Annotated in this window: 24 protein-coding genes and 1 pseudogene; 14 read left to right on the plus strand and 11 right to left on the minus strand. The window is 73.6% G+C overall.

The features are described from left to right. Positions 1-98: 98 nt before the first annotated feature. Entirely contained in the window at positions 99-884 is a 786-nt protein-coding gene (locus ACWC21_RS38070) for a glutamate racemase (RefSeq protein ID WP_450888915.1), read from the minus strand. Positions 885-923: 39 nt separating this feature from the next. Here ACWC21_RS38070 and ACWC21_RS38075 point away from each other — a divergent pair, with 39 nt between their 5' ends. Then, a complete protein-coding gene (locus ACWC21_RS38075; RefSeq protein ID WP_450888916.1) occupies positions 924-2,117 on the plus strand; it encodes a glycosyltransferase in 1,194 nt (397 codons plus the stop codon). A gap of 10 nt (positions 2,118-2,127) precedes the next feature. Here ACWC21_RS38075 and ACWC21_RS38080 read toward each other — a convergent pair whose 3' ends face one another. Then, entirely contained in the window at positions 2,128-3,402 is a 1,275-nt protein-coding gene (locus ACWC21_RS38080) for a TerD family protein (protein WP_450888987.1), read from the minus strand. 299 nt (positions 3,403-3,701) lie between these two features. On the opposite strand from ACWC21_RS38080, the gene ACWC21_RS38085 reads away from it, so the two are divergent. The 4 genes from ACWC21_RS38085 (at position 3,702) to ACWC21_RS38100 (ending at position 8,405) form a co-directional block, all read left to right on the plus strand. Then, positions 3,702-4,133, plus strand: coding sequence for a DUF6643 family protein (locus ACWC21_RS38085; RefSeq protein ID WP_450888917.1), 432 nt, complete (start codon positions 3,702-3,704; stop codon positions 4,131-4,133). 42 nt (positions 4,134-4,175) lie between these two features. Then, the gene (locus tag ACWC21_RS38090) at positions 4,176-5,000 is read left to right on the plus strand and encodes an MOSC domain-containing protein (RefSeq protein WP_450888919.1); all 825 of its coding nucleotides are present in this window, start codon (positions 4,176-4,178) and stop codon (positions 4,998-5,000) included. Positions 5,001-5,190: 190 nt separating this feature from the next. Further along, on the plus strand, positions 5,191-5,793 hold the full coding sequence (locus tag ACWC21_RS38095) for an Rv1733c family protein (protein WP_450888920.1): 603 nt from the start codon (positions 5,191-5,193) through the stop codon (positions 5,791-5,793). Positions 5,794-5,963: 170 nt separating this feature from the next. Next, positions 5,964-8,405: a right-handed parallel beta-helix repeat-containing protein gene (locus ACWC21_RS38100; RefSeq protein WP_450888922.1), complete on the plus strand. Its 2,442-nt coding sequence runs from the start codon at positions 5,964-5,966 to the stop codon at positions 8,403-8,405. On the opposite strand, the gene ACWC21_RS38105 is transcribed toward ACWC21_RS38100, so the two are convergent. Beyond that, a complete protein-coding gene (locus tag ACWC21_RS38105; RefSeq protein ID WP_450888924.1) occupies positions 8,375-10,753 on the minus strand; it encodes a hypothetical protein in 2,379 nt (792 codons plus the stop codon). The two genes, ACWC21_RS38100 and ACWC21_RS38105, sit on opposite strands and share 31 nt — an antisense overlap. Positions 10,754-11,042: 289 nt before the next feature. On the opposite strand from ACWC21_RS38105, the gene ACWC21_RS38110 reads away from it, so the two are divergent. Together ACWC21_RS38110 and ACWC21_RS38115 are read left to right on the plus strand one after the other, a co-directional pair. Then, the gene (locus tag ACWC21_RS38110) at positions 11,043-11,876 is read left to right on the plus strand and encodes a DeoR/GlpR family DNA-binding transcription regulator (protein ID WP_450888926.1); all 834 of its coding nucleotides are present in this window, start codon (positions 11,043-11,045) and stop codon (positions 11,874-11,876) included. Between the two features lie 102 nt (positions 11,877-11,978). After that, positions 11,979-12,443, plus strand: a complete 465-nt coding sequence (locus ACWC21_RS38115) for an SRPBCC family protein (protein WP_450888927.1) — start codon at positions 11,979-11,981, stop codon at positions 12,441-12,443. A 63-nt stretch (positions 12,444-12,506) separates the two neighbouring features. Here the strand turns inward: ACWC21_RS38115 and ACWC21_RS38120 are convergent, their stop codons facing one another. Beyond that, on the minus strand, positions 12,507-13,631 hold the full coding sequence (locus ACWC21_RS38120; protein WP_450888929.1) for a PLP-dependent cysteine synthase family protein: 1,125 nt from the start codon (positions 13,629-13,631) through the stop codon (positions 12,507-12,509). A 409-nt stretch (positions 13,632-14,040) separates the two neighbouring features. On the opposite strand from ACWC21_RS38120, the gene ACWC21_RS38125 reads away from it, so the two are divergent. Both ACWC21_RS38125 and ACWC21_RS38130 read left to right on the plus strand, forming a co-directional pair. Continuing rightward, a complete protein-coding gene (locus ACWC21_RS38125) occupies positions 14,041-14,364 on the plus strand; it encodes a hypothetical protein (RefSeq protein ID WP_450888930.1) in 324 nt (107 codons plus the stop codon). 195 nt (positions 14,365-14,559) lie between these two features. Next, a complete protein-coding gene (locus tag ACWC21_RS38130) occupies positions 14,560-15,129 on the plus strand; it encodes an ATP-binding protein (RefSeq protein ID WP_450888931.1) in 570 nt (189 codons plus the stop codon). 109 nt (positions 15,130-15,238) lie between these two features. Here the strand turns inward: ACWC21_RS38130 and ACWC21_RS38135 are convergent, their stop codons facing one another. Then, entirely contained in the window at positions 15,239-15,529 is a 291-nt protein-coding gene (locus ACWC21_RS38135; RefSeq protein WP_450888933.1) for an SHOCT domain-containing protein, read from the minus strand. Positions 15,530-15,697: 168 nt separating this feature from the next. On the opposite strand from ACWC21_RS38135, the gene ACWC21_RS38140 reads away from it, so the two are divergent. The 3 genes from ACWC21_RS38140 (at position 15,698) to ACWC21_RS38150 (ending at position 17,839) form a co-directional block, all read left to right on the plus strand. Continuing rightward, entirely contained in the window at positions 15,698-16,276 is a 579-nt protein-coding gene (locus ACWC21_RS38140) for a TetR/AcrR family transcriptional regulator (RefSeq protein ID WP_450888935.1), read from the plus strand. A gap of 70 nt (positions 16,277-16,346) precedes the next feature. Further along, positions 16,347-16,931, plus strand: a complete 585-nt coding sequence (locus ACWC21_RS38145) for a DUF4865 family protein (RefSeq protein ID WP_450888937.1) — start codon at positions 16,347-16,349, stop codon at positions 16,929-16,931. Further along, positions 16,928-17,839: a phosphotriesterase family protein gene (locus tag ACWC21_RS38150; RefSeq protein WP_450888939.1), complete on the plus strand. Its 912-nt coding sequence runs from the start codon at positions 16,928-16,930 to the stop codon at positions 17,837-17,839. The genes ACWC21_RS38145 and ACWC21_RS38150 overlap by 4 nt, the downstream gene beginning before the upstream one ends. Before the next feature lie 19 nt (positions 17,840-17,858). Here the strand turns inward: ACWC21_RS38150 and ACWC21_RS38155 are convergent, their stop codons facing one another. The 3 genes from ACWC21_RS38155 to ACWC21_RS38165 all read right to left on the minus strand — a co-directional run bounded on the left by ACWC21_RS38155 (position 17,859) and on the right by ACWC21_RS38165 (position 20,540). After that, a complete protein-coding gene (locus tag ACWC21_RS38155) occupies positions 17,859-18,596 on the minus strand; it encodes an NUDIX hydrolase (RefSeq protein ID WP_450888940.1) in 738 nt (245 codons plus the stop codon). After that, positions 18,593-19,831, minus strand: coding sequence for an ROK family protein (locus ACWC21_RS38160; RefSeq protein ID WP_450888941.1), 1,239 nt, complete (start codon positions 19,829-19,831; stop codon positions 18,593-18,595). The genes ACWC21_RS38155 and ACWC21_RS38160 overlap by 4 nt, the downstream gene beginning before the upstream one ends. 61 nt (positions 19,832-19,892) lie before the next feature. Next, complete coding sequence (locus tag ACWC21_RS38165) at positions 19,893-20,540, minus strand: alpha-ketoglutarate-dependent dioxygenase AlkB family protein (RefSeq protein WP_450888943.1); 648 nt, start codon at positions 20,538-20,540, stop codon at positions 19,893-19,895. Positions 20,541-20,625: 85 nt separating this feature from the next. Between ACWC21_RS38165 and ACWC21_RS38170 the strand changes: the two genes are divergently transcribed. Continuing rightward, a complete protein-coding gene (locus tag ACWC21_RS38170; protein ID WP_450888945.1) occupies positions 20,626-21,768 on the plus strand; it encodes a methyltransferase in 1,143 nt (380 codons plus the stop codon). Here ACWC21_RS38170 and ACWC21_RS38175 read toward each other — a convergent pair. Next, positions 21,746-22,633 (minus strand): class II fructose-bisphosphate aldolase, encoded by an 888-nt coding sequence (locus ACWC21_RS38175; RefSeq protein ID WP_450888947.1) that lies wholly within the window; start codon positions 22,631-22,633, stop codon positions 21,746-21,748. The two genes, ACWC21_RS38170 and ACWC21_RS38175, sit on opposite strands and share 23 nt — an antisense overlap. A 16-nt stretch (positions 22,634-22,649) precedes the next feature. Further along, a complete protein-coding gene (locus tag ACWC21_RS38180; RefSeq protein ID WP_450888949.1) occupies positions 22,650-23,543 on the minus strand; it encodes an SIS domain-containing protein in 894 nt (297 codons plus the stop codon). Positions 23,544-23,669: 126 nt separating this feature from the next. On the opposite strand from ACWC21_RS38180, the pseudogene ACWC21_RS38185 reads away from it, so the two are divergent. Further along, a pseudogene (locus ACWC21_RS38185) lies at positions 23,670-24,452 on the plus strand (DeoR/GlpR family DNA-binding transcription regulator). A gap of 33 nt (positions 24,453-24,485) precedes the next feature. On the opposite strand, the gene ACWC21_RS38190 reads toward ACWC21_RS38185, so the two are convergent. Further along, a complete protein-coding gene (locus ACWC21_RS38190) occupies positions 24,486-24,884 on the minus strand; it encodes a luciferase domain-containing protein (protein WP_450888951.1) in 399 nt (132 codons plus the stop codon). Positions 24,885-24,969 lie beyond the last annotated feature (85 nt).

Here is a 24,969-nt window from a genome sequence, read left to right on the forward strand (position 1 = left end):
CGCGGGGCCCGCCGGGGCTCGCGGAGGAAGAGGCCCGCGGATGCACGAGGGAGAAGGGGCGCTGGTGTTCACAAGGGCGTCCGGCCCGCGGTCGCGGGTCAGCGAGCCGGGGTGGCGGTCTGCAGGAGCCGCCCTTCGGCGTAGTTCAGCGCGGGTTCGGGCAGCGCGCCCTCCCGGCCACTGAGCAGCACCGTCAGCGTGCCCTCGGCCGGGGCCCCGGGAGCCGGCCGGGCGCCGATCCGGCGCAGTGCCTGGGCGGCCACCGCCCCGGCGGAGCCGTGCAGGACGAGCGGTGCGGCGCCGGGCCGCTGCACCGCGGCGCGGATACGTTCCGCCACCAGCTCGTAGTGGGTGCAGCCCAGCACGACGGTGGTCACGTCGTCCGGGGTGAGCCCGGCGGCCGCGCCCACCGCGGCGTCGATGGCGGCCTCGTCCGCGTGCTCGACGGCCTCGGCCAGCCCCCAGCAGGGCACCTCGGTGACGGGCACGCCACCGGCGAAGTCCTCGATGAGTCCCCGCTGGTACGGGCTGCCCGTGGTGGCCGGCGTCGCCCAGATCGCGACATGGCCGCCGCCGGCCGCGGCCGGCTTGATCGCCGGGACCGTGCCGATGACCGGGATGTCCGGTTCCAGGCGCAGCCGCAGGGCGGGCAGGGCATGCACGGTCGCCGTGTTGCAGCCGATGATGAGCGCGTCGGGCCCGAGTGCCGCGGCGGCCTCGGCGACGGCGAGCGCCCGGCGGGTGACGTCCTCGGGGGTCCGCGGCCCCCAGGGCATGCCGTCCGGGTCCAGGGAGAGCACGAGGTCCGCGTCGGGTCGCAGGCGCCGTACCGCGGCGGTGGCCGCCAGCAGCCCGATTCCGGAGTCCATGAGCGCGATCTTCACCCGGCCACGATAGACGATGCGCACTCGGGGGCCGCCCCGGTGGGGCAGACTGCGCGCGTGAGCGCCATCGCGTGGACCGCCCTCGTATCCCTCGCCGCCTGGCTGTGGTTGCTGCTGTGTCAGGGTTTCTTCTGGCGCACGGACGTCCGGCTGCCGCCCCGCCGTGACCCGGAGGTGTGGCCCCCGGTCTGTGTCGTCGTACCGGCCCGCGACGAGGCCTTGGTCCTGCCGGCCAGTCTGCCGTCGCTGCTGGCGCAGGACTATCCGGGGCGGGCGGAGGTCTTCCTGGTCGACGACGGCAGTTCGGACGGCACCGGCGAGCTCGCCCGCGAGCTGTCCCGGCGCCACGGCGGACTGCCGCTCACCGTCGGCTCCCCCGGTGAGCCGCCCCCGGGCTGGACGGGCAAGCTCTGGGCGGTCCGCCACGGCATCGCCCTGGCACGCACGCGTGACCCCGAATACCTGCTGCTGACGGACGCGGACATCGCGCACGCGCCGGACAGCCTGCGCGAGCTGGTCGCGGCGGCGCGCACCGGGCACTTCGACGTCGTCTCCCAGATGGCCCGGCTGCGGGTGGAGAGCCTGTGGGAGCGGCTGGTGGTGCCCGCGTTCGTCTACTTCTTCGCCCAGCTGTATCCGTTCCGGCGGATCGGTGTACGGGGTACGCGGACGGCGGCCGCGGCGGGCGGCTGTGTCCTGCTGCGCGCGGAGACGGCCGGGCGGGCGCGGATCCCGGACGCCATCCGGCACGCCGTCATCGACGACGTGGCCCTGGCGCGCACGGTGAAGGCGGGCGGCGGTCACATCTGGCTGGGTCTGGCCGAACGGGTGGACAGCGTGCGCCCCTACCCGCGGCTGCACGACCTGTGGCGGATGGTCTCGCGCAGCGCGTACGCGCAGCTGCGGCACAGTCCGCTGCTGCTGCTCGGTACGGTCGCCGGGCTCGTCCTGGTCTATCTGGTGCCCCCCGCGGCCGCGGTGGCGGGCGCGGCGGCGGGGGACATGGCGGCGGCGGTCGCCGGCACGGCGGCCTGGCTGGTGATGACGGCGACGTACCTCCCGATGCTGCGCCACTACCGGCAGCCGCCGTGGCTCGCTCCCCTGCTGCCCTTCACCGCGGCGCTGTACCTCCTGATGACGGTCGATTCCGCGGTACAGCACTACCGGGGGCGCGGCGCGGCCTGGAAGGGCCGTACGTACGCCCGGCCGGACGCCGTGCCGGACGAGGGCTGACGCCGGATCGCTATTTCCGGCCGGGTGTCCAGTTCATGCCCCATCCATAGGCGCGGTCGACCGTCCGCTGCGGGCTCACCCCGTACTCCGGTACGAGGTAGCGGGCCTCGCGGCGAACCATCAGGTCGCCGCCCGTATTGGTGATCAGGGCGAGGGCGCACACGGTCGAGGGGACCGTGCACTCGTCGAGCGAGAAGTCGATCGGGGCGCCGTGCTGGGGCCGGAGGGTGACCGTGGCGTGCAGGCCGGCGAAGGAGTCGGCGCCCTCGTAGAGGGTGACGAAGACGAGGATGCGCCGGAAGTCGCGCTGGTGGTCGAGGTTGATGGTGAGGTTCTCGCCGGCCGTGACGGCGCCCGTGCGGTCGTCGCCGTCGAGGTGGATGTACGGCGGCCGGTGCAGCGATCCGAAGGCGTTCCCGAGGGCCTGTACGACTCCCTTGCGGCCGTCGGCGAGTTCGTACAGGGCGCACAGGTCGAGGTCGAGGTCCGCCGGGCCGCGCCGGCCGGGGAACTGCTTGCGGGTCTGCCAGTTGAGGTTGACCCGCATGGCGCCGGAGGTTCCGCCCTGCTTGGCCAAGGAGACGGTGGGGGCGGCCTTGGTGAGCGTGACCTTGGTGAGCCGCACGGGCCGGGTGGCGGGGGCAGGCGGGGGTGGCGCGGTGACCGGCGGGGCGGCGGGCGGTGCGGTGGGCATCGGCGGGGCGGCGGGCGGCGTCGGGTGGCGAGGCGGGGCCGGGGGTGCCGGGGCGGGCCGCGCGGGGTGCTGCGGCTCGTCCACCGTGATGCCGAAGTCCGTGGCCAGTCCTTCCAGTCCGTCGCTGTAGCCCTGGCCGACGGCGCGGAACTTCCAGCCCCCCTGGCGCCGGTAGAACTCCCCGAGGACGAAGGCCGACTCCACGGTCGCGCCCGGGCTGTCGAAGCGGGCGACCGCCGTGTCCCGGCCGGCGTCCCGGACCTCGATGTAGAGGTCGGGCACCTGCCCGAACGTGCCGCCGTCCGCGGAGGCGGCGAGGACCACCCGCTCGATGACGTCCTCCACGCGCGCGAGGTCCACGAGAAGTGTGTCGGTCACCCGGTCCCCGGCGCCCCGCTTGCCCTCGTGCCGGACCGCGCCGGAGGCGTGCGCGGACTGGTTGTAGAACACGAAGTCACCGTCGGAACGGACCTTTCCGGCCGCGAGGAGCAACGCCGAGGCATCGACGTCGGGGACGCCCGGCCCGGGGCGCCAGCCCAATTCGACACGCAGGGCCGTCGTGGGCACCGGCGTATTCGATCCTTTCGGCATTGACATGTCCGCCCCCATCGTGGTTCACCGCCGGGTCGTGTCCCGGCCTCGGCATCGCTGGCTCATCCCTGCCCGGTCGACCTATTCGCGGGGACAGCGAACACCATGAAGGGCAGAGAAGATCAAGGTCAACCATCGGTAACGGGCCCGGAACTCGCTCTTTACAAGATCGATGCCCCGAGTGCCGTCCTATTTTGCCGAGTTCGCTCGGATTGGGGATGCCGGGTCACCACCGACACGAAAAACAACCCTCTTATCGGTCTCCCCAACCAGCACATCGTGGGCTTAACTTATGTGCCATGACCTCCCCCCGCTCCACTTATGGTGGCGGCTACTACTCCGCCTCCTTCCCGGACACCCCGATCTACGACTCGCTCGTCGCCGAGCGGGGCACCCCGCAGATCGCGCCGATCCGGGTCCCCGCCGCGTACGACTCGGGCAGCCACCTGCCCGCGCTGCCGTCGGCCCTCCCCGCACTTCCCTCGGGCCCGTCCCAGCAGGCCCCCGCCTACGGCTATCCGCAGGCGCAGCAGCCGGCTCCGCTGCAGCAGGCGCCCACGGCGTACATCCCGCAGCAGGCCACCGCGCCGCGCGGCTACCCCGGCGCGCAGCCGCAGCAGCCCCGGCCCATGGCGCAGGGCACCGGTTACGAGGCGATGCGCCCGGCAGCCCCGCGGCAGGCCGCTCCGTACCAGGAGCCGTACAACAACCAGCAGTACCGGGGTTACTGACGGCGAGCCCCGGTTGTCGGTGCCGGCTGGCACCATGACGTCATGGGGAATGCCGCACTGCAGTCGATCCACATTCATCCGGTCAAGGCGTTCCGGGGCTTCTCGCCCCGGGAGGCGCTGGTGGAGCCCTGGGGGCTGGCCGGAGACCGGCGCTGGGTGCTGGTCGACGACGGGGGAAAGGTCGTCACACAGCGCGAACAGCCGCGCCTCGCGCTTGCCGCCGCCGAGCTCGTTCCCGGTGGCGGCGTTCGTCTGTCCGCACCCGGCCGGACGCCCCTCACCGTGCCTGTGCCACGGCCGGTGGGCACGGTCACGGTGAACATCTTCGGCACCAAGGTGGAGGCCGTACCGGCCGAGGAGGCCGCGGACGCCTGGTGCTCCGGGTTCCTCGGGTCCTCGGTCCGCCTCGTCCACATGGACGCCCCGGCCACCCGCCGTCCGGTGGATCCGGACTACGCCCTCCCGGGTGAAACGGTGAGCTTCGCGGACGGCTTTCCGCTGCTGGTCGCCACCACCGGCTCCCTGGACGCCCTCAACGCCCTGATAGCGCAGGGCGAGCATCCCCATGAGGGGCCGCTGCCCATGAACCGCTTCCGGCCGAACGTCGTGGTGGCCGGCACGGAGGCCTGGGCCGAGGACGACTGGTCGCGCATCGCCATCGGCGAGGTGGTCTTCCGGGTCGCCAAGCCGAGCGGGCGGTGCGTGGTGACCACGACCGACCAGGAGACCGCCGAGCGCGGCCGGGAGCCCCTGCGCACCCTGGCGCGCCACCGCCGGTTCGGCAGCGCGCTCGTCTTCGGCCAGAACCTGGTGCCCCGGTCCTCCGGCATCATCCGGGCGGGTGACCCGGTGCGGATCCTGGAGTGACGGACCCGGCTTCCGCGAGACCGGAGCGCCCGACGGGAACCGAAGGGCCGGCCCGGGGCGTTGGGGGACATGAGAAGTTCATGAACGGTCCCGGTCGCCGCCAGAGGTCGCGTTGACCTCTCTTCGACCGGGTCCGCGGGTGCACGGCTCCGCGGGGGTCTGTCACGGAGCGGGAAGGGGGTGTGGGACGGTGCGGGTAATCAGCGGACTCTGGCGCTGGCGGAAGAATCCACTGCGTCGCACGACCGATCTGGTCGAGGCCTGGGTGGCCCTCGTCGCCCTGCTGCTGATCGTGGTGGCCGCGCCCGTGGTCGGCTCGCTCGTCGGCTCCGTGGCACAGGACGCGCTGCAACGGTCCGCCCGCGCCCAGCACGAGTCCCGTCACCTGGTGACGGCCACGGTGACGCGAAAGCTGGACCGTGCACCGCTGGATCCCGAACCGGACACCACGGCGCACGACATACGCACCCGGGTCGTGGCCGCCTGGACGGCCCCGGACGGCACCCGGCAGCACGAGACGGTCCTGGCGCCCCTCAAGTCCCCGCACACCGGCGAGCACTTCCGGCTCTGGACGGACCGGCACGGGCACCTGGTGACGCGCCCCCTCGACTCGGCGACGGCGACCACGCACGCCGTACTCGCCGGGCTGGGCGCGGCGATGCTGGCCGCGGGAGCGGTCGAGGGCGGCAGACGCCTGGTCCTGTGGCGCATGGTCCGCCGCCGGTACGCGTGCTGGGACCAGGCCTGGGACCGGACGGGCCCGGACTGGGGCAAGGCCGGCACCGGCAGCTGACGGCCTTCCGACTGTGGTCAACCCACTGCCCGCCCGCACGCTACGGTGGACCGGCTGACACATTCGGCATCGACCCGCGCGAGCAAGCCGGCGCCGCGGCACCAGAGGGGCCGCAGCGCCCCGCAGGCGAACGAGCCATCAGTACGACGAGGTGGGGGCACAGCAACGCCATGGCACAGGGCACGGTCCAGGTGACGCACACCGGCACATCGAGGTGGCGGCGCCGCACGGGTGAGTACGCTTCGCTCGCCGCCGCCCTGGAGGCCGCGGCCGACGGTGACGTCCTCACCGTCGCCCCCGGCACCTACCGGGAGAATCTCGTCGTCCAGCGGTCGGTCACACTGCGCGGCCCGGAGGGCTCGCCCGGCTCCGTGCGCATCGCGCCACCGGACGGTGTGCCGTTGACCCTGCGGGCCTCCGCGGTGGTGCGGGACCTGCACGTCGAGGGCCAGGACGCGGCCTCCCCCGCGCTGCTCGTCGAGGAGGGCACGCCGGAGCTGATGGATGTACGGGTCGTCACCCGGTCCGCCTCGGGGATCGAGGTGCGCGGCGGCGCCCGGCCCACCGTGCGCCGCTGCACCGTCGACAATCCGGCAGGTGTCGGCATCGCCGTACTGGACGGCGGGGGCGGGGTGTTCGAGGAGTGCGAGGTGGTCGCCGCCGGCCAGTCGGGCGTGGCGGTCCGTGACGGCGGACACCCCCGGCTGGAGCGCTGCCGGGTGCACCACGCCTCGGGTCCGGGTCTGACCGTGACGGGCGACAACTCCGCGCTGGAGGCGGTCGGCTGCGAGGTGTACGAGGTCCGGGGCTCGGGTGTGCAGGTCACCGCACGGGCCACCGCGCACCTGAGCGACTGCGATGTCCACCGCACCACGGCGGACGGCGTCACGCTCGACACGGACGCCGTCGTGACACTGGCCGACTGCCGCATCCACGACATCCCGGAGAACGCGGTCGACCTGCGCTCCCGTTCGGTGCTGACGCTGACCCGGACGACGGTGCGTCAGTTCGGGCGCAACGGCCTGTCCGTGTGGGACCCGGGGACCCGGGTGGATGCCAACCAGTGCGAGATCTTCGACAGCACGGGTGACTATCCGGCGGTGTGGGTGAGCGACGGCGCCACCGTGGTGCTCGACTCCTGCCGGGTGCACGACGTGCCGGACGCGCTGTTCGTGCTGGACCGTGGCTCGCGCGCGGACGTGGTCGACAGCGACCTGTCCCAGGTGCGCAACACGGCCGTGTCGGTGAGCGACGGAGCGACCGCGCAGCTCGACGACTGCCGGATCCGGGAGGCGGCGACCGGTGCCTGGTTCCGCGACCACGGCAGCGGCGGCACACTCAACAACTGCACCCTGGACGGCACCCAGACGGGCGTGATCGTCACCAAGGGCGCCGACCCCGTCATCGAACGCTGCACGGTCGACTCGCCCGCGGAGGCCGGCTTCTACGTGTCGGCCGGGGGCCGGGGCAGCTTCCTCGGCTGCCGGGTCACCGGCAGCGGCGGGTACGGCTTCCATGTCATCGACGGCTGCCGTACGACGCTGAAGAAGTGCCGCACCGAGCGGTGCGCGCGCGGCGGCTACGAGTTCGCGGACGGCGGGCCGGACGCCCCGCCCGGCAGCGGTCCGGTCGTGGAGGACTGCACCAGCGACGAGAGCGCGGGTCTCAGACCGCCCGCGGCAGGGGAGCCGGCCGTGCAGACGGCGAGCCAGTCCCCCGGCCTGCTGGGCCTGCTGCCCGAGCAGCGGGCCGGTGACCCGCCGGCGCCGTCGGCCGCTCCCGTCGGGCCGGAGCAGCCGGCCCGCACCTCCAAGGCCGTGCTGGGCGAACTGGACGCGCTGGTCGGCCTGGACAGCGTCAAGCGCGAGGTCCGCGCACTGACCGACATGATCGAGGTGGGCCGGCGGCGGCAGCAGGCCGGTCTGAAGGCGGCGTCCGTCAAGCGCCACCTCGTCTTCACCGGGTCCCCCGGCACCGGCAAGACGACGGTCGCCCGGCTCTACGGCGAGATCCTCGCCTCCCTCGGGGTGCTGGAGAAGGGCCACCTCGTCGAGGTGTCACGGGTCGATCTGGTCGGCGAGCACATCGGCTCGACCGCGATCCGCACCCAGGAGGCCTTCCAACGGGCCCGTGGCGGTGTGCTGTTCATCGACGAGGCGTACGCCCTGTCGCCCGAGGACGCCGGCCGGGACTTCGGCAAGGAGGCCATCGACACCCTGGTGAAACTGATGGAGGACCACCGGGACGCGGTGGTGGTGATCGTCGCCGGTTACACCGCGGAGATGGAGCGCTTCCTTTCCGTCAACCCCGGGGTCGCGTCCCGCTTCTCACGGACGATCACCTTCGGCGACTACGGCCCGGACGAGCTGCTGCGGATCGTGGAGCAGCAGGCCGACGAGCACGAGTACCGGCTGGGGCCGGGCGCGACGGAGGCCCTGCTGAAGTACTTCACCGCCATCCCGAAAGGCCCGGCGTTCGGCAACGGCCGTACGGCGCGGCAGACCTTCGAGGCCATGGTGGAGCGGCACGCGAGCCGGGTGGCCCAGCTCCCGGAGCCGACCACCGACGATCTGACCCTGCTCTACGCCGAGGATCTGCCCGAGCTGCCCTGAGGCCCGCCGTGCGTGTGCCGCGGGCCCGGTACGCCGGGGCTCAGCCGGGCCAGCAGGCGTGCCCGTTCCTCGGCGAAGACCGGGTCGGCCTGGTAGTCGGAGTGGCCGAGCAGGGGTGCGGGCAGTGGGTGCTCGGCGGTGCGCCCGTATGCCAGGGGATCGGCGAGCGGAGTGTGGTCCACGGCGGGGCCGCAGTCGCCGGGCAGGCGGATCGGGCCGCCGATGGGGTCGGTGAGCCGGTGGAGGTTGCGCCAGCAGGCGACCTCCCGGTGCAGGGCGGCGAGTGCGGCCGGGCCGAAGTGGGCGGGGAACCAGCGTCCGTACAGGCGTTCCAGCGGGGAGCCGTAGGTGAGCAGGGCGACCCGCGCCCGGGTGGCGGGGGTGAGCTGCCAGACCGCGGCAGCCGCGAGCACACTGCCCTGGGAGTGCCCGGACAGCACCAGGCGTCCGCCGGTGCGCCCCGTCCAGGTAACCATCCGCCAGGTCAGGTCCGGTACGGCGCGCTCGGCGTAGCAGGGCGGTGCGAACGGGTGGGCGGCGCGCGGCCAGAAGGTGCCGACGTCCCACAGGATGCCGATGGTGCGCCGGGCCGAGACGTCCTTGTAGGCACGCCGTCCCCAGGTGACGAACAGTACGAAGCCGAGGCCGGCCAGCCAGGAGCCCAGCGCCTGCGAGGTCTCGGCGGCGGCCCTGACCACGTCGGGGGCCCGCTGTGCGGCGTCGCCGGGTGTCCGGTGGGTGACCCCCGCGCCGGCCAGCGCCCCGGTGCCCAGCACCAGGGTGGCGGCGGCGAGGACTCCGACGGCCAGGGGCGCCCGGTCGGTGAGGGTCGCCGTGGCCCGGGCCCGTGCGATACGTCGGGTGCGCGCCGGATCCTCGGGTTCTCCCCGGTGCTCGCGCTCGATCCGCCTCCGCTCGGCGCGGGCGAGCCTTCGGGTGCGCAGGGCCGGCCGGACGGCCGACGCCGACAGCACCAGGAGCAGTGCCGGGACCACGGACATCTGCCAGGTCAGCAGCGCGGGCGGGCCGTCGATGGCGGTACCGGTGCCGTCCAGCCAGTCGGCCACGCGCCCGGCGACACCGCCCGAGACGACGCCGCCCAGTGCGCAGGCGAGCAACGCGACCGCAGGTCCCCCGAGGCCGCGCAGTGCCGCGCGCGGATCAGGTGCCGTGCGGTGCAGCAGGTGCGCCACCCCACCGAGTGCGACGACGAGCAGGCCCTGGGTCAGGGCGAGGCCCTCGAACACGGTGTCGGCGGGCAGCCGCCCGGCGGAGTGCCAGCCCGGTCGGGACCAGCCGGTGTAGAGCAGGACGAGGCCGAGCAGGAGCAGGGCCCCGAGCGGCAGGCGCCGTACCAGGTGCTCGTCGAGTTCCTGGTCGAGGCGGTGCTCGCTGCGGCCCCGACGGCAGACCACGGCGACCGCGGCGACCGCCCAGACGAGCAGCGCCACGGCCAGCGACCGTCCCATCACCTCCGGCCCGGCGGGCCCGCCGGGCCGGTGGTCGAAGCGTGCCGCCGGGACCAGCACCGCCGCGGCGACCGTCAGCAGGCCCGCGGCGGTGTGTGCGGCGCGCAGCCGTGCCACCAGGCGGCGCCCGTACCAGAAGCCGGGGCGGCCCAGCGAGGTGTGGCCGGTCTCCTCGTCGGCTCCTGGCGCACGGTCGAGTGGCTTCTGCGACTCGTACGCGCTCCAGGTGCGGTGCGAGAGGTACCAGAGCAGGGCGGTGAGGGCGGTGGGGACCAGGGCGGCCACGGCGAGCCGTCGTCCGGGCCGGCTCCACCAGCCGTCGCCGGAGAGAGCCGGTGAGAGGAAGCCCAGCCAGGTGTGCCGCCGGGCGCAGGGTCCGGCGCCGGCGCACTGCCAGGCCACCAGGTCGAGGGCGACCTCGCAGGCCGCCGCCACCAGCAGCACGGTCAGGGTGAGCCCGGCGAGCCGCACCAGCAGCTCGTAGAGGCGCACCGCGCGGGTCCGGCCGGGAGCGGCGGGGCGCATCCAGTGCGCGAGATTGACGATCATGAAGGGGAGCAGCAGCAGCCACAGGGCCCGGGTGCCGTTCCCGGAGGTGAGGTTGCACCAGACGTACGCCTCCGGCACGGGACCCTGCCCGGGGCCGCCGGGTCTCCGGGCGGCGCCGGGGTCCTCGGCGTCGACGTCCTCCGCGCGCCGGAAGACGGCCGCCGTGTCGTCGCCGGTGACCCGTACCGTGCGCGGATCGCCGAGCATCTTGGCGGGTGTGGTGCCTCCGACTCCGTGGACCAGGAGTTCCAGGGCGGCACCGGCGTTCTCCTGCCGTGCGGCGAGATCGTTCGTCCCGGCGGCGGCAGCGCGTTCCCGTGCACGTTCCACTGTTCGCACTTCCCCCGTGACGCGCCGACGGCTGGTGTCCGTGCATGTACCAGGATCACCGCTTGCACTGTGATGTACACCACTTCTGGGGGAATCTCCCTCTTACGTGGGGGCGACGGCGGTGGGCATGATGTCCGAATGACATGTGCGCGCCGGTGCGGGTAGTGGCGCCGCCGGTGCCCCGCCGTGACAAGATGGGACGCCCGCGCATCGGGGACGGAAGGAACGTCCTGGTCGGAGCAGGTGCGAAGGCGTGACGAACGGCTGACGCGAAAGGACCGGAGCGTACGTGAGCGAGAATCAGAACCTCCTCGCGGAGCAGCGGCGCGCCCTGATCCTCGACGAGGTCCGGCGCCGTGGCGGCGTACGGGTCAACGAACTGACCCGCAAGCTCGGCGTGTCGGACATGACGGTGCGTCGCGACCTGGACGCGCTGGCCCGCCAGGGCGTGCTGGAGAAGGTGCACGGCGGTGCGGTGCCGGTGGTGGAGGCCAGCACCCACGAGCCCGGCTTCGAGGCGAAGTCGGGTCTGGAGCTGACCGCCAAGGAGGACATCGCGCGGGCCGCCGCCCAGCTGGTCACCCCCGGCACGGCGATCGCGCTCTCGGGTGGTACGACCACCTACGCACTGGCACACCACCTGGTCGAGGTGCCCGACCTGACCGTGGTGACGAACTCGGTCCGGGTCGCGGACGTCTTCCACGCGGCGCAGCGCTCCTCGGGGCAACGGCAGGGCGCCGCCGCGGTGGTCCTGACCGGCGGGGTGCGCACCCCGTCCGACTCGCTGGTGGGACCGGTCGCCGACCAGGCGATCGCGGCCCTCCACTTCGACCTGCTGTTCCTGGGCGTGCACGGCATATCGGTCGAGGCCGGGCTGTCGACGCCGAACCTGGCGGAGGCGGAGACCAACCGGCGGCTGGTGCAGTCCGCGCGGCGCGTGGTGGTGGTCGCCGACCACACCAAGTGGGGGACGGTGGGCCTGAGCTCGTTCGCCGCGCTGGAGCAGGTCGACACGCTGGTGACCGACGCGGGCCTGCCCGCCGGGGCCCGGGCGGAGATCGCCGAGCATCTGCGGCGGCTGGTGGTGGCGGGTGAGCCCGGCGAGGCCGCGGAGGACTTCTGACCGGCGGGAGCACCGGAGGCAGAGACAGCTGACTGACCGTCAGCTAGGTTGTCGCGTCGGCAGATCGTGCACTCCGGTCACTTCCGAGGGGGTCCGTCGCTCATGGTTCACCGTCTGCGCCCGGTGGGGACCGACTTCACCGTGACCGCCCCCGTGCGCCTGGTCTTCGCACGGGAGATCTCCGCAACGCCCGGCTCGGTCTTCCGCGCGCTCGCCGAGGACGTGCCCGGCTGGGCGGAGTGGTTCTCCGCCGTGACGTCCGCCCGGCCGACCGAGCGCGGACGGAAGGTCCGGCTGCGGGGCGGTGCCCGCTTCGAGGAGACGGTGCTCGCGGCCCGGGCACCGGAGCTGTACGCCTACCGCGTCGACGTGACGAACGTCCCGGGCGCCCGGGCCTGGGCCGAGGAGTGGCGGCTCACCCCGGCCGGCACCGGGACCCGGGTACGGATGACCTTCGCCCTCGACGGAACCGCCCCGTTCCGCCTCCTGTGGTCTCTCGCCCGCCCGGGAGTGGGCCACGCCTTCCACGACGCGATCACCGAACTGGACCGGCGGCTGGCGGTCTAGGGGTGTCAGGCCCGGTCGGTCCGCCGGTGCGGGGGGGGGCACGGTGAAGGCGGAGGGCCCGGGTCAGCCCGTCCACACCCCCGTCAGCAGCAGTGACTCGATCGCCGAGGTGTACGGCGTGATGTCCAGGCCCTGCTCCGCGAGCCAGACGTCGGAGTAGTACTTGTCGAGGTAGCGGTCGCCCGGATCGCACAGCAGGGTGACGACGCTGCCCGTGCGCCCCTCGGCCGCCATCTCGGAGACGATCTTCAGGGCGCTCCACAGGCCGGTGCCGGTCGAGCCGCCCGCCTTGCGGCCGATGACCCGCTCCAGGGCCCGCACGGCGGCGATGCCGGCGGCGTCCGGGACCTTCATCATCCGGTCGATCGCACCGGGTACGAAACTGGGTTCCATACGCGGGCGGCCGATGCCCTCGATGCGCGAGCCGCAGTCGCAGGTGACGTCCGGATCGCCGGTGGTCCACCCGTCGAAGAAACACGAGTTCTCCGGATCGGCTACACAAATGCGGGTGTCATATTGCATGTAGTGGACGTAGCGTGCGAGCGTCGCGGAGGTGCCGCCCGTGCCCGCGGTGGCGACGATCCAGGCCGGTTGCGGGAACCGCTCCAACTCCAGCTGCCGGAAGATGGATTCGGCGATGTTGTTGTTGCCGCGCCAGTCCGTGGCCCGTTCGGCGTAGGTGAACTGGTCCATGTAGTGGCCGCCGGTCTCCACCGCCAGGCGGGCGGACTCCTCGTACATCTTCCGCGAGTCGTCCACGAAGTGGCACCGTCCGCCGTGGAACTCGATGAGACGGCACTTCTCGGCGCTCGTCGTGCGGGGCATCACCGCGATGAAGGGCACGCCGATCAGCTTGGCGAAGTACGCCTCGGAGACGGCCGTCGAACCGCTGGACGCCTCGATCACAGGGCGGTCCGGCCGGATCCAGCCATTGCACAGGCCGTAGAGGAACAGGGAACGGGCCAGCCGGTGCTTGAGGCTGCCGGTCGGGTGGGTGGACTCGTCCTTCAGGTAAAGGTCGATGCCCCACCGCTCAGGCAGCGGAAAGCGCAGCAGGTGCGTGTCGGCCGAGCGGTTGGCGTCGGCCTGGACCTTGCGGACGGCTTCTTTCAGCCAGCCCCGGTAGGCGGTGTCACTGCGGTCGACGTCAAGGGTGGCGCCGGTCCGGGTCTGTGGGGTGGTACTCACGGAGGGGCTCCTTACGCTTCGCGCCGACGGCGCCCAGCGCGGCCGACACCAGGATCATAGGCATCTTTCACACTGCTTCCCACCTGCATAAACGCATCTTTGGGCCACCCCAAGACACCGTGGGGCAGGCGCGTGCGAGGCGGCGGCGGGCCACAGGGGGCGCATTCGCGCGAATGCTCCGGGCGCCGGTCGCACACGCCCCCTCGCGCACTGGTGCTCGGCGCCGCACCCGGGCAGACTGCACCGACGGGACGGGCCCTGTCGTCCGGCACCCGGTTGTCCCGGTGGCACGGCCCAGGTCCCGCACGCGAGCGCACACTGGGATCACACGGAAGCACACAGCACCAAGGGCCGGAGCGACCCGAAGGGGATCGGGTCCGGCGATCGACGCGCAAGGGGGCGGCGAAGGATGGCGGAGCCGGAGTTCACGGCCACGGGTGTGCGGATCGGGAAGCGGATGCGTTCACTGACCCGCGCCGGACAGGTCCGGATCAGCGACGGCAGGGTGGAGTTGCTCACCAGCTACGGCAGTGAGATCGACAGCGCGCCGGTCCAGGCGGTGCGCGCCTCCAAGCCCTGGTTCGCCCCGGACGACCGGGCCCTGGCAGACCTCAACGGCAAGCGGTACCTGCTCACCCTCGGTGAGCACGACCCCGCGCCGGGCGAGGCGGGGCCGCCCGCGGCACGCCGGTTCATCGAGGCCGTGCGCCGGGCCGCCCGCCACGGCGGCTGAACGGCCGCGCGAGTTGCGGTACCTCAACCCCTGCGTCACGCTGGTGGCACGTCACTCTGGGTTTACCGGCGATAACGCTGCGAACCAGCCCGCCGGCCACGACAGCAGGCGGACGTTTGGACGCAAGCACCCTGCTGGATCTGTTCTCCGTGTTCCTCCGGGTTCGACCGGACCTCACATCGGGGAGTCGCAGCCGTGATCAGTCAGCCAAAGCACTGCACGGTGGAGCTCCAAGCCCTGCCGTCGCGGATCGGCCAGGTCCGCAGAATCGTATCTGCGCAGTTGCGCTACTGGCATCTCGACCAGTTGATAGACCGGGCCTCGCTAGGTGTGACGGAGCTGCTGAGCAACGTCCACCGGCACGCCCAGCCCGACAAGTCCTGCACGGTGGAGATGGAACTGGTCCTCGGCCGGCTCATGGTGTCGGTGCGCGACCACGATCCACGCCTGCCCGTCGTCGGGGACATGCCCGCGGTGGGGGACGCGGCGGATCTTGGACCGCTGGCCACGTGCGGGCGCGGGCTCGCCATGGTGGCCGCGGTCAGCGAGAGCTGGGGGGCACGGCCGGACGGCGACGAGGGCAAGGTCGTGTGGTTCACGCTGCCCGCCTCTACGGTCATGGACCGGCAACCGGCCCGTCCGCCGCGGCGCGCTGCCGCGGAGGCGTCCGTAAGCCGTTTCGAGCAGGTCGAAGTGGAACCCGCACCCGCGGCCTGCGCGCCCCTCGCGGTCCACGCCCCCGCCCGGCCGGTCGTCGCGGGCTGACCCGGCGGCTGCCGGAGTGCGTCCGGCGCTCGGCGGTTCCCGCATCGGCTCGCCGGCGTGGGCCGTCGACCCGGCTTCGGCCGCCGGCCGGCGGGGCGGCCCGCGGCACTCAGGCCGTACCGCCCTTGCCGATGCGGCCGAACTGCTCCTCCAGGACGGACAGCCGGCGCCAGTACTCGTCCTCGTCGATCTCACCGGAGGCGAAACGGCGGCCGAGTACGGCGATCGGCGAGTCGCCCGCCGGGCGCGCGCCGCCCGCCACGCGCCAGGGCCCGCCGCGCTCACGCCATACGGTGCGGCGCAGGAAGGTCACGGCGCCGATGACGACGGCCGCCCAGATCAGGGGGAAGAACAGGATCCACGGGCCGGGCCCGCCATTCCAGTCCGCCAGGGTCTGCATCTCGGTTCATCTCCACGGTCGGGGTGTGTGGTGCGGTGACGCTTCAAGACTGATCCCGGGGACGGGTCCGGGTCGTCGTACGGCCGGCGGCAGCGGACCTACCCCGCGGGGAGTACACGGCGCTCGCCCGACCACCCGGCGAAAGGACTGGCGACTGTAACTACTAGTATGTACAGTGGCGGCATGAGCACCTCGGAGCGACTGATCGAGTCCACCCGCGAACTGCTGTGGGAGCGCGGGTACGTGGGCACGAGCCCCAAGGCGATCCTGGAGCGCGCCGGTGCGGGCCAGGGCAGTATGTACCACCACTTCAAGGGCAAGCCGGACCTGGCGCTGGCCGCGATCCGGCGCACGGCCGAGGAGTTGCTGGCCACCGCGGAGCGGGTGCTCGACGGCCCCGGCACGCCGTACCAGCGCATCGAGGCGTATCTGCTGCGCGAACGTGACGTGCTGCGCGGCTGTCCGGTCGGCCGGCTGACCATGGACCCGGACGTGATCGCCAGCGACGAGTTGCGCGCACCGGTCGAGGAGACGCTGGACCGGATCCGCGCGCGGATCGCCGGGATCGTCGAAGAGGGCAAACAACAGGGACAGTTCGCGTCCTCGCTGGACGGCGCGGAGGTCGCCGCCGCCGTCATCTCCACCGTGCAGGGCGGTTACGTCCTGGCCCGCGCCTCCGGCTCCCCCGCCGCGTTCGACACCGCGGTCCGCGGGCTGCTCGCACTGCTGGCATCGCGGTCCCAGTGAGGCCGCAACCACCCGCCCCGGTAGAGCCCATGGGCCCCGGCCGCCACCCCGCCCGAGAAGGAACCCCCGCATGCACGCGCTGCAGTACGAGCTGACCTTCCCCGCCGACCACGACATGGACGTCATCCGCGGCCGGGTGGCCCGCATCGGGCACCTGCTCGACGACTGGGACGGCCTCGGCCTCAAGGCGTACCTGATGCGCGAGCGGGGCACGCACGGCTCGCCGGTCAACCAGTACGCGCCGTTCTACCTCTGGAACACCGTGCGGGGCATGAACCGCTTCCTGTGGGGCGGCGCCTTCCAGGGGCTCGTCGACGACTTCGGGCGGCCGGTGGCACGGCGGTGGTCGGGGCTGGCGTACGAGGAGGGCGGCGCCGCGGTCTCCGGGGCCGCCGTCGCCGTACGCCGGCGCGAGCCGGTGCCGGACGGGGCCGAACTGTCCGGGCTGATGGAGGACGCGGTGCGCGAGACCGGACGGCTGGCCGCCGGGGACGGTGCCGTGCTGGCGGCCAGTGCCGTGGACACCCACCACTGGGAGCTGGTGCACTTCTCCCTCTGGGAGCACGACACGCCCAAGGCGCACGGGGACGTCTTCCAGGTGCTGCACCTGTCGGCACCGGGCAGGGACCGCCTGCCGCGCGGGCGGCAGTGGTGAGCGCCGCCGTCCGCACCGTCCTCGGGGACATACCTCCCGAGGAGCTGGGCGTGTGCGACGCGCACGACCACCTCTTCCTGGCCAGTCCCCAACTCGTCGGCCAGGAACTGGACGACGCCGCAGCGGCGCGCGCCGAACTCGAGGCGTTCCGCGCGGCGGGCGGGGCGAGCGTGGTGCAGTGGACGCCGTACGGGCTCGGGCGCCGGGCCGCCGACCTGCCGGCACTCTCCCGGGCCGCCGGGGTGCAGGTGGTCTGCGCGACAGGACTGCACCAAGCGGCCCATTACGCCCCGGAGTCGCTGGGCGAGCTGCGCGGCCGGCTCGCCGCCGTGTTCGTCGCCGAGCTGACCGAGGGCATCGGCACCTCCGGGGTCCGCGCCGGACTGATCAAGGTGGCCGGCGGCTTCCACGCCCTCGACGCGCACGCCCGCTGGACGATGGCCGCCGCGGCCGAGGCGCACCACGCCACCGGCGCGCCGATCACCGTGCACCTGGAAATGGGCACCGGTGCGCTCGACGTACTGGACCTGCTGTGCGGCGAGTTGGAGGTGCCGCCGCACCGAGTGGTCCTCGGGCACCTCAACCGCTCCCCCGACCCCGTGGTGCAGCGGCAGGCCGCCCGGAGCGGCTGCTGGCTCGCCTTCGACGGCCCGTCCCGCGCCCATCACACCACCGACTGGCGGATGCCGGACGCCGTACTCGCCCTGGTGGAGGCCGGGTTCGGGCACCGGCTGCTGCTCGGCGGGGACACCGTGGTCGCCGGGGCGCGGTCGGTGGACGGCGGGCCCGGGATGCCGTATCTGCTGCGCCGGGTACGGCCTCGCCTGGAGGCGGCGCTGGGCACGGAGCCGGTCCGGCGGATCCTCGCCGACAACCCGGGGCGGGCCTTCGCCGTCGACTGGCGCTGAGCCGCCCGCCGCGCCGGGTTCAGGCGCCGGCCTTCGCGAAATCGCGGACGACGGGCTCCAGGTAGTCCACGTGCGGGCCGCCCAGAGCCGCCAGTGCGTCCGGTGAACCGACCAGCGCGAGCCGGTCGAACTCGGGCTCGCGGCCCTGGGCCGTCTCCGCGTCCGCCAGTGCCGCGTAACGTTCGTACAGCGACGCCGCAGAACACGCCGGGGCCAGGAACAGGATGCCGACGGATCCGGTGCGGCCGCGGGTGGCGAGCCCCAGGGTCAGCGCTTCCGGCCCGGTGTCCGCCCCGGTCTCCTCGGCCAGTTCACGGGCCGCGTGCCGGCGCAGCGCGGCCAGGTCCAGGTCCTCGCCCGCCGCCGGTGGTTCGACGGAGCCGCCCGGCAGCTGCCAGCGGCCGGGCGCGGCGGTCCAGGGGGCCATCCGGCCCACCAGCAGACGCCCGTCGTCGGTCGGCTGCAGGACGCAGACGAACAGGGACGGCAGCCAGGCGGTGGCGCCCGGGACCCCGCGCAGGGCGCGCAGCCGGTAGCTGGCGCGGGTCCAGGACAGGACCAGTCCGTGCCGCTCCTCCCAGGTCAGTCCCGTGAGGGCGGCCACGGGCCCGTCGAACAGGGTCGGGTTGGCCCGTACCGCCTCGTCCCACACGCGGTCCATCGCAGAACGTTCCTCGGCGGGCAGTTCGGGCGGGGGCGTCTCGACCAGCCGGACGCGGCGTGCCCGCAGGAGTTCGACGGCGCGCGGGGCGGTCACCGCAGTGCCCCGAGCGGGTCGTCCAGCACCGGCTGCCACGCCAACTCGGCGGCTCCGACCAGGCTGTTGTGGTCGAGGGTGCAGGGCAGGATGGGGACGCCTCCGCTCTGGCCCCACAGGCTGCGGTCGGCGACGACCGCGCGGAGCCGGTCGGGGTCCGCGTCGAGCAGGGTGCGGTGCAGGCCGCCGAGGATGATGCGGTCGGGGTTGAGGATGTTCACCAGGCCCGCGAGGCCGAGGCCGAGCCGGTCGATCAGCACCTCGGCGGCGGTGCGCACCTTCGGGTCGGCGTACTGGTGGCGGATCAGGTCGATGGCCTGCTGGAGCAGGGAGACCTCGGGACCCGGGTCGCGTCCCGCCTCGCTCAGCAGTGCCAGCGGGTCCGCCTCGACGTCGAGGCAGCCGCGGCTGCCGCAGTGACAGGGGCGGCCCTCCGGGTTGACGGTGAGGTGACCCACCTCGAGGGCGAGGCCGGAACTCCCGGTGTGCAGACGGCCGTCCAGCACCAGTGCCCCGCCGACGCCCCGGTGCCCGGTGGCCACGCACAGCAGGTCCCGGGCGCCGCGGCCCGCGCCGTGCCGGTGCTCGGCGAGCGCGGCGAGGTTGACGTCGTTGCCCGCGAAGGCGGGGCCGGTGATCCCGGCCGCGCGGACGCGCTCGGCGAAGATCCGGCGTACCGGCGCACCCACCGGCCAGGCCACGTGCAGGGGGTTGAGGGCCAGTCCGTCCGGTTCGGCCACCGCCGACGGAACGGCGAGACCGGCGCCGACGCAGCGGCGCCCGGTGCGGCCGAGCAGCTCGGCGCCCGCCTCGACCACCGAGCCGAGGACCTTCGCCGGGTCGGCGTCGACGGTCTCGCAGCCCGGCGAGGTCGCCACGATCCGGCCACCGAGCCCGACCAGCGCCGCACGGAAGCCGTCGGCGTGCACCTGCGCGGCCAGCGCGACGGGTCCTTCCTCGGCGACCTCCAGCCGGTGCGACGGACGCCCCTGGGAACCGGCCGCGGCGCCGGGACGGGCGTCCACCCTGATCAGGCCGAGCGCCTCCAGTTCGGCGGCGACCGCGCCGGCCGTCGCCCGGGTGACACCCAGTTCGGCGGTGAGCACGGCCCGGGTCGGTGCCCGTCCGGTGTGCACGAGCTCCAACGCGGGCCCGAGGGCACCGCGCCCCCGGTCCAGCCGCGTCCTCGAGGTGGTCCCATCCCCCGCCGTCCGGGGGTCCGCCTTGCCGCTCATGAGGGCGAGTCTCCCATGATCCGCATGCCGGCCGGTCCGTGTCGCGAGCAAACGGCAGGGCCTAGAAGCCGCTCACCCTGAGGGTGATGTTCAGCCGCCCCGACAGCCCCAGCGCGGGCGGCGCCGTACCGGCGTGCACCCGGGGGACGCCGTGGAAGGCGAGCCGGGCCGGCCCGCCGAAGACGAACAGGTCGCCGCTGCGCAGTTCGACGTCCGTGTACGGCCTGGCCCGGGTCTCGGTGTTGCCGAAGCGGAACACGCAGGTGTCGCCCAGGCTGAGGGAGACCACCGGCGCGTCGGACCGCTCGTCGCTGTCGCGGTGCATGCCCATGCGGGCGTCGCCGTCGTAGAAGTTGATCAGCGCGATGTCGTACTCCCCCGTGGCGGCCTCCGCGCCGAGCGCATCGGCCACCGCGCGGCGGCCCAGCTCGCCCAGCCAGGGCGGAAAGGGCTTCACGGGCGCGCCGTCGCCGTCGACGACCGTGCGGGCGTAGCCGTACGGGTACCAGTGCCGGCCCAGGCACATCTGCCGGGCGGTCATCGTGCCGCCGCCCGGCGTACGGACGGTGCGCAGGCCGGCCGGGGGCCGCGCCCACCCACGGCAGGCGGCCAGCAGCTCACGCTGGGCGTCGGCGTGCAGCCAGTCCGGGACGTGCACGGCGCCCGGCGCGACCCGGGTGCGCCCCCTGGGGAACAGCTCCGCCTCCATACCTCCATCCTGCCCGACGTGCCGTGGGCGGCGGCTCGGCCGGGCCTGGCGGGCCGGATAGCCTGGACGCACGATGAACGACCGTATGACGACTCCATGGGGCGAGCTCGAGCTGTCCCGCTTCCCCGAGGATCCGCACGAGAAGCTGCGCGCCTGGGACGCCTCCGACGCATACCTGCTCCGGCACCTGGCCGAGGAGGAGATCCCCCTGTCCGGCACGGTCGTGGTCGTCGGGGACCGCTGGGGCGCCCTGGTCACGGCGCTGGCGGCGCACCGGCCGACGCAGATCACCGACTCGTACCTCAGCCAGGAGGCGACCCGGGCGAACCTCGCGCGCGCCGGGGTGGAGCCCGGTGCCGTACGCCTGCTGACCACCCAGGATCCCCCGCCGGGACGCGTCGACGTCCTGCTGGTCCGGGTGCCGAAGAGCCTGGCGCTCCTCGAGGACCAGCTGCTGCGGCTGGCGCCCGCCGTGCACGAGGACACGGTCGTCGTCGGCACCGGCATGGTGAAGGAGATCCACACCTCGACACTCCGGTTGTTCGAGCGGATCCTCGGCCCGACCCGGACCTCACTGGCCCGGCAGAAGGCCCGGCTGATCCTCTGCGCCCCGGAACCGGCGCCGGCGCGTCCCGACAACCCGTGGCCGTACAGCTACGCCCTCCCCGACGGCATCGGCGCGGCCTCGGGGCGCACCGTCGTCAACCACGCGGGCGTGTTCTGCGCGGACCGGCTGGACGTCGGCACCCGGTTCTTCCTGCAGCACCTGCCGGGTGCGAACGGGGAGGGTCCGCGCCGGGTGGTGGACCTGGGGTGCGGCAACGGCGTCGTCGGTACGGCGGTCGCGCTGGCGGACCCGTCCGCCGAGGTGCTGTTCGTGGACGAGTCGTTCCAGGCGGTGGCCTCGGCGGAGGCCACCTACAAGGCCAACGGGGTTCCGGGGCACGCCGAGTTCCGCGTCGGCGACGGGCTCGCCGGGCTGGCGCCCGGCAGCGTGGACCTCGTCCTCACCAACCCGCCGTTCCACTCCCACCAGGCGACGACCGACGCGACGGCCTGGCGCATGTTCACCGGCGCCCGGCGCGCTCTGCGTCCCGGCGGTGAGCTCTGGGTGATCGGCAACCGGCACCTGGGTTACCACGTGAAGCTGCGGCGCCTGTTCGGCAACAGCGAAACGGTCGCCGGCAACCCGAAGTTCGTGGTGCTCAGGGCCGTGAAACGGGGCTGACCCCGGCGGCTCGCGCGGGCGGGGAGAGGACTCCGATGATGCGGGTGACCTCGTGGGCCATCGCCTCGCGGGCCGCGCCGAGGTACTCGCGTGCGTCGACGGCCTCCGGACGGGCGGCGAGGAACTCCCTGATCGCCCCGGTCATCGCGACGCTCAGGGCGGTGCCCACGTTCACCTTGGCGATGCCGCCCGCGACCGCCGCGACCAGGCCCTCGTCCGGTACGCCGGAGGAGCCGTGCAGCACGAGCGGGACCGGTACGGCGGAGGCCAGCCGCCCGAGGAGCGCGTGGTCGAGGGCCGCGGTGCGGGTGGTCATGGCGTGCACGCTGCCGATGGCCACGGCCAGCGCGTCCACGCCGGAAGCGGCGACGAAGGCCCGGGCCTCCTCGGGATCGGTACGGGCGCCGGGCGCGTGGGCGTCCCTCTCCCGCCCGGCTTTGCCACCGATCTGACCCAACTCCGCCTCGATCCACAGGCCTTGGGCGTGTGCCCAGTCGACGGCGGCGCGGGTGGCCGCCAGGTTCCCGGCGTACGGCAGGCGGGCGGCGTCGTACATCACGGAGCTGAAACCGGCGTCCGGTGCCTGCCGCAGCAGGTCGTCGCTCTGCACGTGGTCGAGGTGCAGGGCGACCGGGACACGGGCCCGCTCGGCGGCGACGGCGGCGGCCCGGGCCAGCGGGTGCAGCCGTCCGTGGCGGAACCGGACCGCGTTCTCGCTCACCTGGAGGACCACGGGAGTGGCAGCCGCCTCCGCGCCGGCGATGACGGCCTCGACGTGTTCCAGGGTGACGATGTTGAAGGCGGCGACTGCGGACCGGGCGGCGGCTGCGCGGGTGACCAGCTCACCGGTGGCTGCGAGAGGCACGGCCTGTCCCTTCCTTTCAGGGGTCCTGTCGGGGTGCGAGGATCACCGAGCGGGTGAGGTGGCGCGGCCGGTCGGGATCGAGGCCGCGCGCCGCGGCGACGGCGACGGCGAGGCGCTGGGCCCGGACCAGTTCGGCGAGCGGGTCGAGACGCCCCTCGATCCACAACCCGCCGGTGGCGCTGACCTGTCGGGCCAGCCCGTCGGGCGCCGCGCCGAGCATCCAGGTGACCGTGCCCGGTCCGGTGATGCTGATCGGACCGTGCCGGTACTCCATCGCCGGCCAGCCCTCGGCCCAGGACAGTGACGCCTCGCGCATCTTCAGTCCGGCCTCGTTCGCCAGTCCGACCGTCCAGCCGCGGCCCAGGAAGGTGAACTGCGTGCACGCGACGACCTCCGGGGGCAAGGGAGTCGACAGGGCGGTACGGGCGTCGGCTACCGCCGTGTCGGTGTGCAGGCCGAGGTGGGCACGGAGCAGGGTGAGCGCGCTGGTGGCGAACCGGGTCTGAACGACGGACCGTTCGTCCGCGAAGTCCAGTACGGCGACGTCGTCGGCGGCCGACATCACGGGGCTGTCCGGGTCGGCGGTGACCGCGGTCGTGCGGACGCTCCCCCGCAGCCGCTCGAGCAGCTGGAGCACTTCGGTGGTGGTACCGGACCGGGTGAGGGCGACGACACGGTCGTAGCGGCGCCCGTAGGGGAACTCGGACACGGCGAAGGCGTCGGTCTCGCCCGCGTCCGCGCCCTCGCGCAGGGCGGCCGCGGCCTGCGCCATGAAGTACGAGGTGCCGCAGCCGACGATCGCGACCCGCTCACCCGGCGCCGGGAGCACCGCGCCGTACCGCCCCGCTTCCCCGGCCGCCCGTGTCCAGCACTCGGGCTGGCTGCTCAGCTCGTCCTCGACATGGGTCATGCCGCCCCCTCCCGAAGATTTCTGCTTTTTCCTGCAAGATAGAAGCATCTTTCGAGCAGAATCAAGCATGCAGACGGAACCGGACCGCGTAAGGGGCGCGGAGTCGCCGGGGAACGGAGGCCGCCGATGTCGCGCGACGCCCGTTGGAAGACGCTGCTGGAACTCCTCGTCGAACGCGGTCGCCTGGAGGTCGAGGAGGCGGCGGCCGAGCTGGCCGTGTCGCCCGCCACGATCCGCCGGGACTTCGGCCGGCTCGCGGAGCAGCAGATGCTGGTGCGCACCCGGGGCGGGGCGGTGGTGCACGGGGTGTCTCGTACGAAGTGCCGTTGCGCTGCAAGACGGCCCGCCGCGCACCGGAGAAGCAGCGCATCGCCGAGGCGGTGGCGGACCTCGTCACACCGGGTGAGGCGGTGGGCCTGACCGGTGGCACGACCATCCACGGAGGTGGCCCGTGCCCTCGCCGTGCGCGGCGACCTGGCCTCCGGCTCCCCCGCGCTGACCGTCGTGACCAATGCGCTCAACATCGCCAACGAGCTCGCCGTACGGCCCCAGTTCAAGATGGTGGTGACCGGCGGGGTCGCCCGCCCGCAGTCGTACGAACTCGTCGGCCCGCTCGCCGACGCCGTGCTCGGTCAGCTCACCCTCCACCTGGCGGTCCTGGGGGTGGTGGCCTTCGACGTCACGCACGGTGCGGCGGCGCACGACGAGGCGGAGGCCGCGATCGACCGGCTGCTGTGCGAACGCGCCGGGCGGGTGGTCGTGGCCGCCGACTCCGGCAAGCTGGGTCGGCGGGCCTTCGCCCGTATCTGCGCGACCGAGGCGGTGGACACCCTGGTCACGGACACGGCGGTGGATCAGGACACCGTGCGCCGGTTCGAGGAGGCGGGGGTGCGTGTCGTCGCCGTGTGACCCCGGACCCCGGGGGTGGGGCCCAACGGGCCGTCAGATCCCGCTGTGGTCCGCGCTGACGAACCCGGCGCCCCGCTGGTCGTTGCAGCCGGCCGCCGGCCGGTAGGTGCCCGGGTCCGGCCAGGTCTGCTGGGCCTGCAGGGCGACGCTCACCAGCGTCAGCAGCAGGTCGACGTCGCTCGCGGCGTCGAGGCGGAGGGTCACCCACTGCGAACCCGGGACGATGCGGATCGCCCCCGACCCCTTGAGGTTCTTCGAGAAGTGCCGGATGGCGCGGGCCGTCAGGCGCAGGTCGACATCCCGGTCGGAGTGGAAGTGGGCGATCTCGCCCCCGGCCGAACTCACCGCCTGTCCCAGGCCGCAGCTCGGCGCCGCCTGTCTCAGGTCCGGCCAGGTCGCCAGTTGCGCGAGCGCGCGCGAGGCCAACGTCATGGGCCCATCATGACGCGCTTACTCTCCCGCAACCAGCGCGTGAGCAAGCATTAACCGGACCGTATCGGCCACTTGTCCGCGATCG

The sequence above is a fragment of the Streptomyces sp. NPDC001348 genome (genome assembly GCF_053597535.1).